This window comes from Cohnella pontilimi (genome assembly GCF_005049045.1).
In the GTDB taxonomy this organism is placed as follows: Bacteria; Bacillota; Bacilli; order Paenibacillales; family Paenibacillaceae; genus Cohnella; species Cohnella pontilimi.
Genome location: NZ_SUPK01000009.1, coordinates 51,770 through 64,792, shown reverse-complemented (window position 1 = coordinate 64,792; position 13,023 = coordinate 51,770). Strand labels below are relative to the sequence as shown.

General features: G+C 55.2%; 14 protein-coding genes. All 14 read left to right on the top strand.

The genetic code is table 11. From position 1 onward, the window contains the following. Positions 1 to 116 precede the first annotated feature (116 nt). The 14 genes from E5161_RS17420 to E5161_RS17355 all read left to right on the top strand — a co-directional run bounded on the left by E5161_RS17420 (position 117) and on the right by E5161_RS17355 (position 13,019). Positions 117 to 305: a glutamate decarboxylase gene (locus E5161_RS17420; protein WP_136779172.1), complete on the top strand. Its 189-nt coding sequence runs from the start codon at positions 117 to 119 to the stop codon at positions 303 to 305. Positions 306 to 400: 95 nt separating this feature from the next. Next, entirely contained in the window at positions 401 to 1,282 is an 882-nt protein-coding gene (gene accD / locus E5161_RS17415; protein WP_136779171.1) for an acetyl-CoA carboxylase, carboxyltransferase subunit beta, read from the top strand. Then, the gene (locus E5161_RS17410; RefSeq protein WP_136779170.1) at positions 1,272 to 2,258 is read left to right on the top strand and encodes an acetyl-CoA carboxylase carboxyltransferase subunit alpha; all 987 of its coding nucleotides are present in this window, start codon (positions 1,272 to 1,274) and stop codon (positions 2,256 to 2,258) included. Before accD ends, E5161_RS17410 begins: the two co-directional genes overlap by 11 nt. A gap of 121 nt (positions 2,259 to 2,379) precedes the next feature. Continuing rightward, on the top strand, positions 2,380 to 4,134 hold the full coding sequence (pyk, locus tag E5161_RS17405; RefSeq protein WP_136779169.1) for a pyruvate kinase: 1,755 nt from the start codon (positions 2,380 to 2,382) through the stop codon (positions 4,132 to 4,134). Positions 4,135 to 4,227: 93 nt separating this feature from the next. Continuing rightward, on the top strand, positions 4,228 to 4,707 hold the full coding sequence (locus E5161_RS17400; RefSeq protein WP_136779168.1) for an acyl-CoA thioesterase: 480 nt from the start codon (positions 4,228 to 4,230) through the stop codon (positions 4,705 to 4,707). A 16-nt stretch (positions 4,708 to 4,723) separates the two neighbouring features. Then, a complete protein-coding gene (locus E5161_RS17395) occupies positions 4,724 to 5,128 on the top strand; it encodes an FxsA family protein (protein WP_136779167.1) in 405 nt (134 codons plus the stop codon). 282 nt (positions 5,129 to 5,410) lie between these two features. Then, positions 5,411 to 6,526 (top strand): citrate synthase, encoded by a 1,116-nt coding sequence (citZ, locus tag E5161_RS17390; protein WP_136779166.1) that lies wholly within the window; start codon positions 5,411 to 5,413, stop codon positions 6,524 to 6,526. A 95-nt stretch (positions 6,527 to 6,621) separates the two neighbouring features. Continuing rightward, positions 6,622 to 7,914 (top strand): NADP-dependent isocitrate dehydrogenase, encoded by a 1,293-nt coding sequence (icd, locus tag E5161_RS17385; protein ID WP_136779165.1) that lies wholly within the window; start codon positions 6,622 to 6,624, stop codon positions 7,912 to 7,914. Between the two features lie 348 nt (positions 7,915 to 8,262). Further along, complete coding sequence (mdh, locus tag E5161_RS17380) at positions 8,263 to 9,207, top strand: malate dehydrogenase (protein ID WP_136779164.1); 945 nt, start codon at positions 8,263 to 8,265, stop codon at positions 9,205 to 9,207. Between the two features lie 137 nt (positions 9,208 to 9,344). Then, a complete protein-coding gene (hflK, locus tag E5161_RS17375) occupies positions 9,345 to 10,355 on the top strand; it encodes an FtsH protease activity modulator HflK (RefSeq protein WP_136779163.1) in 1,011 nt (336 codons plus the stop codon). Beyond that, positions 10,352 to 11,218, top strand: a complete 867-nt coding sequence (gene hflC / locus E5161_RS17370; RefSeq protein WP_136779162.1) for a protease modulator HflC — start codon at positions 10,352 to 10,354, stop codon at positions 11,216 to 11,218. The genes hflK and hflC overlap by 4 nt, the downstream gene beginning before the upstream one ends. An 85-nt stretch (positions 11,219 to 11,303) precedes the next feature. Next, positions 11,304 to 11,669 carry a VOC family protein gene (locus tag E5161_RS17365; protein ID WP_136779161.1) on the top strand — a complete coding sequence of 122 codons (366 nt, stop codon included), beginning with the start codon at positions 11,304 to 11,306 and terminating at the stop codon, positions 11,667 to 11,669. Positions 11,670 to 11,761: 92 nt separating this feature from the next. Beyond that, positions 11,762 to 12,193, top strand: a complete 432-nt coding sequence (locus tag E5161_RS17360; protein WP_136779160.1) for a DUF2269 family protein — start codon at positions 11,762 to 11,764, stop codon at positions 12,191 to 12,193. A 181-nt stretch (positions 12,194 to 12,374) separates the two neighbouring features. After that, positions 12,375 to 13,019, top strand: a complete 645-nt coding sequence (locus E5161_RS17355) for a LysE family translocator (protein WP_136779319.1) — start codon at positions 12,375 to 12,377, stop codon at positions 13,017 to 13,019. Positions 13,020 to 13,023: the final 4 nt, after the last annotated feature.

The window sequence follows — 13,023 nt, the reverse complement described above, 5'->3', positions numbered from 1 at the left end:
CGTCCCAAGCGGGTTGTGACGTTGTTTGGTTGCTAGTCTCTCGGTGTATGTGCTATGATTTGCTTACTGCTTCAAAAGCTTAATTTTTTTAATGCGATTGTATTGGGGGTCCCGTCATGTGGACGGTTATCTACATAGCGCCGACCGAGAAAATCGCCGAACGGATTCGCAACCGTCTTACCGAGGAAGGATTTCTCGTACAAGTCAGATCGATCAATTTGGTCAAACCGCAATTTGAAATATTGGTTCCTTCCGGCGAAGTGCGGGAAGTGCAGGAAGTGCTCGGAAGCATTCTGCACCCCTAGGACCCGAACGCTGCCGAGAGATGGCTGCGCCTGAACACCGCGGACCGCTTCCTGCCGGACGGACCGCCATTTTTTGCGCCTAACGAGGTGTCGCTGTGTTCAAGGATTTATTCCAAAAGAAAAAATATGCCGTCGTTCCTTCGGAGCGGGTGAACGCGGAGCGTCCCAAACGGGAAATTCCCGAGGGTCTCATGAACCGCTGCCCCAAGTGCGGCACGATTCAATTCAGTAAAGAACTCGAGAAAAACCTGAAGGTTTGTTCCGAATGCGGACATCATTTCCGCCTTAACGCCTGGGAGCGCATTGCGATGACGCTCGACGACGGGCGTCTTTTTGAGCTGGATGCGGACTTGATTTCGCAGGATCCGCTGCAATTCCCGGGTTACGCGGCGAAGCTGGAGCAGCAGAAAAAAAGCTCCGGCCTCAAAGACGGCATCGTGACCGGCGAAGGCAAGATCGGCGGATTTCCGGTCGTGGTCGGGGTGATGAGCTTTGACTTTTTCAGCGGCTCTATGGGATCCGTCGTCGGCGAGAAAGTGACCCGGGCGATCGAACATGCCACGGAGAAGCGGCTCCCGCTGATCCTCTTCTCGACATCGGGCGGGGCTCGCATGCAAGAGAGTATTTTGAGCCTGATGCAGATGGCCAAAACAAGCGCCGCTCTCGCGCGGTTTCAGGAACAGGGCGGTTTGTTCATTTCCGTCTTTACGGATCCGACGCTCGGCGGCGTCTCCGCCAGCTTCGCCAGCCTCGGGGATTACAATTTGGCCGAGCCCGGCGCGATTGTGGGATTCGCCGGCCGTATCGTCATCGAACAAACGATCCGTCAAAAGCTGCCCGACAATTTCCAGACCGCCGAGTTCAACCTTAAGCACGGCCAGCTGGACAAAGTGGTGCATCGTAAGGAAATGAAAACGTTTTTGACCAAGCTGCTCGACATGCATGCAGGGAAAGGGGAACCATCCGATGTCGAATGAGCTCCCCTTTGAGAAGCCGTTAGCCGAGCTCCGCAAAAAAATCGACGAACTGAAACATTTTGGCGCCGAGAAACAAATCGATTTTACGGATGAGATCAGCCGACTGGAACAGAAATACAAAGAGCTGGAGCAAGAGATCTACAGCAATTTGACCGCCGCGCAGATCATGCATCTCGCTCGGCACCATGCGCGGCCGACGACGCTGGACTATATTCCGCATATTTTCACGGATTTCATCGAGCTTCACGGCGACCGCGTGTTTGCGGACGATTTGGCGATCGTCGGCGGTTTGGCCAAGCTGAACGGCGTGCCGGTTACCTTGGTCGGCCATCAGCGCGGCAAAGATACGAAGGACAACATTCAGCGTTTCTTCGGCAGCCCGCATCCGGAAGGATTCCGCAAGGCGCTGCGGTTCATGAAGCAAGCTAACAAGTTCGGACGCCCGATTATTACGTTCATTGATACAAAAGGTGCCTATCCTGGCGATACTGCTGAGGAGCGGGGACAATCCGAGGCGATCGCCCGCAACTTGCACGAAATGGCCATGTTCGGTGTTCCGATCATTTGTGTGGTCATTGGGGAAGGCGGCAGCGGCGGCGCGCTCGCGTTAGGCGTAGGGAACCGGGTACTTATGCTAGAGAATTCCATCTATTCGGTTATTTCGCCGAACGGAGCGGCCTCCATCCTGTGGAAGGATGCCTCCAAAGCCGACCAAGCGGCGGAAGCGATGAAAATCACCGCCAAGCACCTCCTGGATTTCGGCGTCATCGAAGAAATCATTCCCGAACCGCAAGGCGGCGCCCACCGCGACGTCGAGAAGCAAGCCTCGGCCATTCGGGAAGCGGTCTGGCGCCAGCTACAGCAACTGATGCTGATGTCGTCCGCCGAATTGATCGAAGACCGTTATGCGAAATTCCGCAAAATCGGCGCCTTTACCACCGCCGCAGCGGAACCGGAAGCGGCAATCGATAATTGACGTTTCACCCGAAACTGCCATGCATGGTTTCCTAGTCGCTTACTGTACTTTTCGACAGGAATCGTGTATGGTAGTTTTCAGATTTAAGCCCTTGGATGGATAAACGGAGGAAAAAGAAACCATGCGCAAAACAAAAATCGTCTGTACCATCGGCCCTTCCAGCGAATCGCTGGAGAACACGAAGAAATTGATCGTGGCCGGCATGAACGTTGCCCGTCTGAACTTTTCGCACGGTGACTTCGAGGAGCACGGCAACCGAATCAAGGCGATTCGGCAAGCCAGCAAGGAAGTGAACAAAACCGTCGCCATTTTGCTCGATACCAAAGGACCGGAAATTCGTCTCGGCAAGCTGAAGCAAGAGCCGATCGAACTTGTTCAGGACGAGTACATTACGCTGACGACCCAGGAAATCGAAGGCGACAAAGACCGCATCCCGGTCACGTACAAAGAGCTGCCGGGCGACGTGCATGTTGGTTCTACCATTCTGATAGACGACGGCCTGATCGGTCTTACGGTTGTGGACATCCAAGGAACGGAAATCAAATGCCAAATCGTGAACAGCGGGCCGATCAAGAGCAAGAAGGGCGTCAACGTCCCCGGAGTGGCGATCTCCATGCCCGGGCTGACGGAGAAAGACATCGGCGACATCAAGTTCGGTATTGAAATGGGCATTGACTTTATCGCCGCCTCCTTCGTGCGCCGCGCAAGCGATGTACTCGAAATACGCGAGCTGTTGGAGCGCCATGACGCCCGCCACATTCAAATCATTTCGAAAATCGAGAATCAGCAAGGCGTTGACAATCTCGACGAGATTTTGGAAGTGTCCGACGGCCTGATGGTGGCACGCGGAGACCTCGGGGTCGAGATTCCGGCGGAAGAAGTGCCGCTGGTGCAAAAGCAAATGATCGAAAAATGTAACCGCGCCGGCAAACCGGTCATTACGGCCACACAGATGCTGGATTCGATGCAGCGCAACCCTCGTCCGACGCGTGCGGAAGCTTCCGACGTCGCCAACGCGATTTTCGACGGCACCGACGCGATCATGCTGTCCGGCGAAACCGCAGCGGGCAAATACCCGGTGGAATCGGTTCTCACGATGTCCCGTATCGCAGAACGCGCCGAGTCGGCGCTGCATTTCCGTGAAATTTTCATGAAACAGGCCAATGCACAGCAAACATCCGTAACCGAGGCGATCAGCCAGGCGGTGGCGAATTCCGCGCTCGATCTGGATGCCAAAGCCATCGTGACGGCCACGGAGAGCGGTTATACGGCGCGTATGGTGTCCAAGTACCGTCCGAAAGCGCCGATCATCGCGGTCACACCTTCCGAACAGATCATGCGCCGTTTGCAGCTTGTATGGGGAGCGATCCCGGTTAAGGGAACGATGGCGGAGACGACGGACGGTTTGATCGATACCGCTGTGCAAGGTGCCATGGAGTCCGGGCTTGTCCGCTTGGGCGACACGATTGTCATTACAGCTGGTGTTCCGGTCGGCCGCTCCGGCACGACGAACCTGATCAAAATCCAAAACGTCGGCGACTTGATCGCGCAAGGACAAGGCATCGGTTCGCAAAGCGCCACTGGCAAAGTCATCACGGCATCCAATCCAGAGGAAGCCATCCGCAAAATGACTTCCGGTGCGATTTTGGTTGCTCCTTCTACGGATAAAGACTATATGCCGGCTTTCGAGAAAGCGGCGGCGGTCATCACCGAATGCGGCGGCATTACTTGCCACGCCGCGGTTGTAGGCCTCAACCTGGGCATTCCGGTCATCGTCGGGGTCGACAATGCGACGAAACTGCTGCGTGACGGCATGGAAGTCACTTTGTATGCCGAAAAAGGCGTCATATACTCCGGACAAGCCAAGGTACTGTAAGCTCCCCGGTACAACCGGTATTGAAAATGCAAACGAAAGCGACGGCAATGGCCGTCGCTTTCGCCGCAATTGCGGGAGGGAAAGACGGCAAAAATGAAAACATGGCATTTGCACACGCTGCGGGTCCGGTATCAGGAGACGGATCAAATGAAGGTCGTCTACCATGCCAACTACCTGAACTGGTTCGAGATCGGCCGCACGGAATGGGTGCGCCAAGCGGGCATCTCCTACCGGGAGATGGAGCAAAAGGGACTGTTGCTGCCCGTGACGCACATGGAAGCGGCGTTCCTGCAGCCTGCGCAATATGACGACTGGGTCACCGTATGTACCTGTATGACCGACATGACGCCTTTGCGGGTCCGTTTCGAATCTGTCATCGTGGCCGGCGATCTTGCTTCGGTGCATGGGACTTTATACCGCGGAGACGACCCTCCCGGAGAATCGCTGGTGAGAGGCGCGACGCGCCATGTTTGGGTGAATGCCGCTTGGAAGCCGGTACGATTGGACCGGGAATTGCCCGAGTTTTATTCAAAGCTTCAGGCGCTCGTTCAGGGGGAGCAGCCGTCCGATTAAAGGAGGGAGCCGCCGGATGTACAAATGGCTGGCCATATTGATCATTTTGATCCCCGCCGCTGAGATATGGGGGATCATCGAAATGGGCCGGCACATCGGCGGATGGCCCACTTTCGCGCTGTTGCTGCTGACCGGCTTCGCCGGAGCGGCTCTGGCGCGTTCCGAAGGCCGCAAAGTATGGCTGCAGGCGCAGCGGCAAATGGAAGCCGGACAGGTGCCCGGCCGGGCGATGCTGGACGGATTGTGCGTGCTTGCGGGAGGATTGCTGCTCATGATGCCCGGTTTCATTTCCGATATCGTGGGCGTGACACTGCTGCTTCCGATTACCCGTCCGGTTTACCGGCTATGGCTGTATCGCTGGCTTGAACGCAAAATCCGTTCCGGGTCTTTCACTATTCGCAGAGGGCCGTACAGATGGTGAAACTCCGCCTTAGCCAATGGGTATGAATAATTAGAGGCGGCCTGCGGTAAAAGAACCTTTATGGTGCCGATAAAGCATTTTTATATGTCCCTCGGTTTCTTTCGTCCTGAAAATCGTTTATCATGAAAAAGGCACGAAAACCTTGGAATATTTGCGATTTGCGCGATTTTTCGGAGTCGGGCATCGTTCCATCTCACGCGGAGAGAATTTTTGCGGTGACGAAGATGAGGTGGAGGGTGCCGCCGGCAAGCGCGGCATTCCCGAAATAAAGGAGAGAGATTCATGACGGCAACCAAAGGCTTGGAAGGGATCGTAGCGGCTTCGTCCTCGATCAGCTCGATCATCGACGGCGTCCTTACGTACCGAGGCATTAATATCGACGAATTGGCCGAACGCGCATCGTTCGAAGAAGTCGCTTACTTGCTTTGGCACGGCAAGCTGCCCAACCGGGCGGAACTCGACGCGCTTATCGCCCAATTGGGCGATTATGCGAAAGTACCCGCCGAAGTCATCGAAGGCCTTCGCTTATATCCGAAGAACAGCAATGCGATGGCGGCGCTTCGCACCGCGGTTTCGAGTCTGGCGCTGTACGATGCGGAAGCGAACGATATGAGCCGCGAAGCCAACATCCGCAAAGCGGTGAAGCTGCAGGCTCAGTTGCCGGCGCTCGTCGCAGCTTATGCGCGCATCCGGGAAGGCAAAGAGCCGGTCACCCCGAAAAAAGGCGTAGGCATTGCGCACAACTTCCTTTACATGCTTACCGGGGAGGAACCCGCGAACGTCGCGGTTGAAGCGATGGACAAGGCGTTGGTTCTCCATGCCGACCACGAGTTGAACGCTTCGACCTTCGCAGCCCGCGTAACCGTGGCCACGCTGTCGGATATTTATTCCGGCGTGACGTCCGCGATCGGAGCGCTCAAAGGCCCGCTGCACGGCGGAGCCAATGAAGCCGTGATGGTCATGCTCGACGAGATCGGTTCGATCGCCAACGTGGAACCTTACATCCAGAACAAACTGAACAACAAAGAAAAGATCATGGGCTTCGGGCACCGCGTGTACCGCAACGGCGATCCGCGCGCGAAGCATCTGATGGAGATGTCGCGTCAGCTCGGCAAGCTGAAAGGCGACATGAAGCTTTATGAAATGTCTGTAAAGATCGAAGATTTGGTCACCGGGCAAAAAGGCTTGAAGCCGAACGTGGACTTCTATTCTGCATCTTGCTATACGATGCTGGGTATTCCGCGCGACCTGTTTACGCCGATCTTCGCGATCAGCCGCGTATCCGGCTGGACGGCCCACATTCTCGAGCAGTTCGAAGACAACCGGCTCATCCGCCCGCGCGCGGAATACGTCGGTCCCGCGGATCAGCACTATGTTCCGATCGCCGAGCGGGGATAATTTCACGACGCTTTTACCGGCGGGTCGGCCGTTGCTTGGGGCAGCGGCGCGGCCGCCGGTTTCTTGCGAAATATACGAATGGAGGAACATGAATCATGAAATTGGAAAAATTCTCAGCGCCGACCTCCGGCCAACCCATTACGGTAACCAACGGCAAACTGAACGTTCCGAACAATCCGATCATCCCTTTCATTGAAGGCGACGGCACGGGCCGCGACATTTGGCGCGCGTCCAAGCGCGTTCTTGACGCGGCTGTGGAGAAAGCTTACAAAGGTGAAAAGCAAATCGCCTGGTACGAAGTGTTCGCCGGCGAGAAAGCATTCAATGCTTACGGAGAATGGCTGCCGAACGACACACTGACGGCGATCCGCGAGTACATCATCGCGATCAAGGGACCTCTCACCACGCCGATCGGCGGCGGCATTCGTTCTTTGAACGTGGCGCTTCGCCAAGAGCTCGACCTGTACGTGTGCCTGCGTCCTGTACGTTACTTCCAAGGTGTGCCGTCTCCGGTGAAACGTCCGGAGCTGGTCGACATGGTCATTTTCCGCGAAAACACGGAAGACATCTACGCGGGTATCGAGTATCAAGCCGAGTCCGCGGACGTGAAGAAAGTGATCGAATTCCTCCAGAAGGAAATGGGCGTGAAAAAGATCCGTTTCCCTGAGACGTCCGGTATCGGCATCAAGCCGGTTTCGTCCGATGGTTCCAAGCGTCTCGTGCGCGCCGCGATCGAATATGCGATCAAGCATAAGCGCAAATCGGTCACGCTGGTACACAAAGGCAACATCATGAAGTTCACGGAAGGCGCGTTCAAAAACTGGGGCTACGAAGTGGCCGAAACCGAGTTCGGGGACCACACTTTCACGTGGGGACAATATGACCGCATCAAAGCCGAAAAAGGCGAAGAAGCCGCCAATGCGGCACAGAAAGAAGCGCTTGACGCAGGCAAAGTCCTCGTGAAGGATGCCATCGCCGACATCGCGCTGCAGCAAGTTCTTACTCGCCCGACCGACTTCGACGTCATCGCAACGCTGAACCTGAACGGCGACTATTTGTCCGACGCGCTGGCTGCTCAAGTCGGCGGCATTGGTATCGCTCCGGGCGCCAACATCAACTACGTCACCGGACATGCAATCTTTGAAGCGACTCACGGCACCGCGCCGAAGTATGCGGACAAAGATGTTGTGAACCCGGGCTCCGTCATTCTGTCCGGCGTTATGCTGTTCGAGCATCTCGGCTGGCTGGAAGCGGCTGATCTGATCTACAAAGGCATGGAGAAATCCATCAACAACAAAACGGTCACTTACGACTTCGCCCGTCTGATGGAAGGCGCGAAAGAAGTCAAGTGCTCGGAGTTTGCGGACGCCATTATTGCCAATATGTAAGTTAACTCCCACCCCCTAAATCCCCCTCCCCGGAGGGGGACTCCGAGGGCGCTGCCCTCTGGACACCCGGCAAATAACGTTTGGGAGACAGAGCGTGGGGATGGTGGCACGAGGAATGAGTTTTTGTTCGTGATTGAATTTTGTTTGTTTGGTCGCAGTTCGAGGATGAATAGATTGATTTAAGTGCATTGGAGCAACTAATTTCGGGTTGTTGCGGTTTTTCGGCGGTTTAGTTGCGTTAGAGCAATTAAAAGTCAGGAATAACGGCAATGAACCCGAACTAGTTGCTTTTTTGCAACTAAACGGGAACTGCTTGGAGTATGTTAATCCCAAGGAGGGAATTTCGAGATGGCTGTGAGACGTGCGAAGATTACGGTGGTGGGTGCCGGGTTTACAGGCGCGACGACAGCGCTGATGCTGGCGCAAAAAGAGCTGGGCGACATCGTCCTGCTGGATATTCCGCAGATGGAGAACCCGACCAAAGGGAAAGCGCTGGACATGCTGGAGTCGACGCCAGTTCAAGGCATTGACGCCAAAATAACGGGAACGGCGAATTATGCGGATTCCGCGAATTCGGATGTGGTCATCATCACAGCGGGCATTGCGCGTAAGCCGGGCATGAGCCGCGACGACCTCGTGAACACGAATGCCGGCATCGTGAAGTCGGTGTGCGATAACATCAAGGCGACAAGCCCGAACGCGTACGTGATCATCCTGTCCAACCCGGTTGACGCCATGACCTACGTCGCCAACAAGACGCTGGGCTTCCCGAAAAACCGCGTCATCGGACAATCCGGCGTACTCGATACCGCCCGTTACAATACCTTCCTCGCGGAAGCGCTGAACGTGTCCGTGGAGGATGTACGCGGCGTCGTGCTCGGCGGCCACGGCGACGACATGGTGCCGCTCGTCCGGTACACGACGATCGGCGGCATTCCCGTCGAGAAGCTGCTGCCCAAAGAACAGATCGACGCCATCGTGCAGCGCACTCGCGTCGGCGGCGGAGAAATCGTCAACCTGCTCGGCAACGGCAGCGCCTACTATGCGCCGGCGGCATCGCTCGTACAAATGACGGAAGCGATTTTGAAGGATAAAAAGCGCATCCTTCCGGTCATCGCGCTGCTTCAAGGCGAATATGGCTACGACAACCTGTTTATGGGCGTCTTGGCCGTGGTGGGCGGCGACGGGATTGAGAAAATCATCGAGATCGAGCTGACAGCGGAAGAGAAAGCGGCGCTGGAGAAATCCGCACAGTCCGTGCGCAACGTTATTAAAGTGGTCGAAAACGCGTAACTTTTTTCTAAACATGATTCCAAGCAGCCTTGATCTGCGCACCCGCGGAGGATCGAGGCTTTTTTAATGCTTGAAACGTTTGACCGGCTTCCCCGTATCATCCTGTATATTCCATTCCCTAGACAAGGAGAATCAAGATGGACATTATCGACCTCAACACTGCGCGCAGGCCGGCCGGTCAGCTACCGCCGGGAATGCTCCGAAAAATCGGATGGGGCGCGGCAGCTGTCCTCCTGCTGTTAATTGTGTATTCTTGTTTTTATACCGTTCAGGAGCAGGAGCGCGCCGCGATTTTGACGTTCGGAAAGTACACGGGGGAATCGAGAGCCGGTCTTCATTTCAAATGGCCGTACCCGATTCAGCAAGTGGTGAAAGTGCAGGCCGTGCGGGTACAACAGACCACGATCGGTTACCGCCAATCCGGCGATACGATCACGCCGGTGGATGAAGAAGCCCTGATGATTACCGGCGACGAAAATATCGTATCCGCCGACGCCGTCATCCAGTGGAACGTGAGCAATATTCGAGATTACCTCTACAATGTGGAAAATCCGGAGCTATTTTTACGCAACGCGGCGAGTGCGACGATCCGCTCCGTCATCGGTTCGCAGAAGCTGGACTACGCGATTACGGACGGTAAAACGGACATCCAGGACAAAGTGCGCGCCAATCTCCTCGAGCTGCAAGACAAGTATCAGACGGGAATTCAGATCATGGATGTGAAGTTCCAGGACATCGAACCGCCGGGAGGCCAAGTGGAAGAAGCATTCCGTGAAGTCACGAACGCGCGGGAAGAAAAGAACACGAAGATTAACAACGCGGCGAAATATGAGAACGAGCGGATTCCGAAGGCGAGAGGGGAAGCGCAGGCGCTCCTCGAGAAGGCGGAAGCGGACAAAAAGTCGCGCATTCTAAACGCGGAAGGCGACGTGGCTAAGTTTAACGCCATTTATGAACAGTACAAAGCCAGCCCCGACGTCACGCAAAGCCGCCTTATTCTGGAGACGCTCGAGAAAATTTTGCCGAATGCGAAAATTTTCATTTCCGATTCGAAAGACGGCACGGTGAAATATTTGCCGATTACCGAGCTGTTGCCAAGTTCCAAACCGGCTCCGCAGCAAGGAAATCCGGGAGGCAGCGCGAAATGAAGAAACGTCATGTGTTGTACGCAGTATTGGCAGCCATCGGTCTCATTTTGCTGTTCAATTCTCTTTATATCGTGAAAGAAGGACAGTACAAGGTGGTGCTGAAATTCGGAGAAGCCGTTCGTGTCGTCGGCACCCCGGGCGTTCAGTTTAAATTGCCGTTTGTGGAAAATGTTACGACGCTCCCGAAGCACCAAATGACTTACGAGAGCAATCCGACTTCCATCCTGACCAAAGACAAAAAGCCGATCATCGTGGACAACTACACCGTATGGCGGATTGAAGACGCTCAAAAATTTTTGCGGACGGTGAAGACGCTAGGTGTCGGAGTCCAACGCATCGATGCGGCCGTGTTTAACTCCGTGCGAATTAAGCTATCGGGCATCAATTACGAAAATATCATCAGCGAAAACACCGAACGCGGCAACATCAACGACGACATTACGAAGGATGTGGCGGAAGCGTTAAAAAGGGACAACTACGGTATTCAAATCGTCGATGTCCGAATCAAACGCACCGATTTGCCGGAAGGCAACAAACAGAGCGTGTATAACCGCATGATTTCCGACCGTCAGTCGATCGCAGCCCGGTACTTGTCCGAAGGGGACGAAGAGTCGCGCAAAATAATGTCTAAGGCGGATCGTACGGCGACCGAGCTCATGGCCGAAGCGGAAGCGGCGGCCAAGAAGATCGTCGCGGAAGGCGAGGGCCAGGCGGCCCAAATCTATAACCGTGCGTACGGCAAAGATCCGGAATTTTACCGCTTTTACAGGACGCTGGACAGCTACTTGACCACTTTGCAAAACGAGCCGGTCATCCTCATGCCGATCGACTCTCCCTATGCACGCATCTTGTTGGGAAAGTAATGCTGCGCGCCTTTCATTTTAAGTACGAGCCGCTTCGGTTAAAATAGTAGACATATTGAACTCATAGGCTGGAGGCTGGCTGGCAATGGGCAAGGTGTTGCGGTTCGAATTGCAGGTTCCGGATCCCGAGCGGGCGGTGGAGTTTTATTCGACGACGTTCGGCTGGCGATTCGTGAAAATGCCCGGCGCGCGGGATTATTGGTTCATCCGCACGGGCGAAACCGGGGACGAGGGGATTGACGGAGGATTGATGCGGTCGCCGGACGGAGAGACGAGGACGACCAACTCGATCGAAGTCTACTCGATCGACGAACATTTGGAGAAGGTTGTGGCCCGTGGAGGCAAAGTCGTCGTTCCGAAAACGACGGTGCCGGGCATGGGCTATTTCGCGTACTGCTCGGACGATCAAGGGCTGCTGTTCGGCGTATCTGAATCGAATCCTTTAGCATGACGGCATTCCTCCCCGACGTTCGATTGGTTCCGCCGGACCGTTTCGTGTATACTGATCTTGTCCTTGTACGTTGAAAAGTGGAGGTTTGGCGGATGTTGAATGTGATGCTGTTTTTGCATGTGATCGGGGCGGTCGGGATGGGCATTTATGCGGTCCTTCCGTTTGTGGCGGGCAAATTCAGCCAGTTGTCCGGCGAAGCACAGGGAGGCTTGGCCAGCGGTCTTGCCGCCGCGGGCCGGATCGGACAGTATGCCTTGGTGCTCCAATTGCTGACGGGCGGTTACTTGATTTCCCAGACCGGTTCGGATTATGCCGTAAGCTGGATGATCGTCTCCGTCGTACTGTTCCTGGCCATTGCCGCGCTGACAGGTATAGTCCAGGCGTCGATCAAGCGCGTTGCCGCCGCATCGAAAGACGGTCAGAATGCAAGCTCTTCCATCGGGAAAATCCGTACGCTAAGTTCTATCGTATTCATCCTGTTTTTGGTGATTTTGTGGGTCATGACGAATCCTTGGTACGCTTGATCCGACAGCGCGGATAACCTCGTGCAGCTCCTCTAAAGGGCGTTGCGCGAGGTTTTTTGTGTGTCTGGAAAAGAGGAAATGGCAGGCTCGATTTATGAGATTTTTCTCCTTGCTCGTCTGTCTTATGATAAAATGAAAAAACTTTGCCACAACAGCCGGGGGTTAGCCGAAGTTGGAGTCCGTGTTGTACGCTTTCGTTAAAGGTTTCCTGTTTAGTATGGCATTATGTTTGGACCTTGGAGTCGTCAATATCGCAATTATGAAAACGGGGCTGGACCGAGGCTTTGGGGCATCGTTCCGAATCGGGTTCGGCTCCTGCTTCGGGGATGCGTTCTACATGGTGCTGGCGCTCGTCGGCTGGACAGCGGTTTTCCATTATCCCGGCGTCCGGTGGGTTTTATGGATCGGTGGAACGCTCGTCCTGCTGTGGCTCACACGCAATATGATCCGCGACACAATCCGGCCGAAAATGCTGAACGGCAGCGGCGAAGCGATGAAAAGCCGGGGCGGTTGGAGCGACATTCTGGTAGGCGCCGGGCTTGCCGTTTCGTCCCCCACGCTGATTCTCTCGTTTGCCGCTATTGCGGGTCCGGTAGTCGCGGATTTGGACATTCGGAATGGCGAAGTGCTGGCGGCTTTCGTGATCGGCTTCGTGCTGGCCGGCATTCTGTGGTCGGTCATGATCGCGTGGGTGGGCAGCCGTGCGGCGAGAATGGGAACCGGCATCATTCGCTCGTTATCCCTTCTCTCTGCGGTATTGTTTCTCGCCTTTGCGATCAATTTATTTTGGGACGGATTGCGGGATTTGGTGCTTTCTCGTTCGTAGAAGT

Coding starts and splice junctions, on each gene's coding strand:
- hflK (WP_136779163.1), top strand. CDS start 9,345: ATGGACATTATCGACCTCAACACTGCGCGCAGGCCGGCCGGTCAGCTA.
- hflC (WP_136779162.1), top strand. CDS start 10,352: ATGAAGAAACGTCATGTGTTGTACGCAGTATTGGCAGCCATCGGTCTC.
- icd (WP_136779165.1), top strand. CDS start 6,622: ATGAAATTGGAAAAATTCTCAGCGCCGACCTCCGGCCAACCCATTACG.
- E5161_RS17400 (WP_136779168.1), top strand. CDS start 4,228: ATGAAAACATGGCATTTGCACACGCTGCGGGTCCGGTATCAGGAGACG.
- pyk (WP_136779169.1), top strand. CDS start 2,380: ATGCGCAAAACAAAAATCGTCTGTACCATCGGCCCTTCCAGCGAATCG.
- citZ (WP_136779166.1), top strand. CDS start 5,411: ATGACGGCAACCAAAGGCTTGGAAGGGATCGTAGCGGCTTCGTCCTCG.
- E5161_RS17410 (WP_136779170.1), top strand. CDS start 1,272: ATGTCGAATGAGCTCCCCTTTGAGAAGCCGTTAGCCGAGCTCCGCAAA.
- E5161_RS17365 (WP_136779161.1), top strand. CDS start 11,304: ATGGGCAAGGTGTTGCGGTTCGAATTGCAGGTTCCGGATCCCGAGCGG.
- E5161_RS17395 (WP_136779167.1), top strand. CDS start 4,724: ATGTACAAATGGCTGGCCATATTGATCATTTTGATCCCCGCCGCTGAG.
- mdh (WP_136779164.1), top strand. CDS start 8,263: ATGGCTGTGAGACGTGCGAAGATTACGGTGGTGGGTGCCGGGTTTACA.
- E5161_RS17420 (WP_136779172.1), top strand. CDS start 117: ATGTGGACGGTTATCTACATAGCGCCGACCGAGAAAATCGCCGAACGG.
- E5161_RS17360 (WP_136779160.1), top strand. CDS start 11,762: ATGTTGAATGTGATGCTGTTTTTGCATGTGATCGGGGCGGTCGGGATG.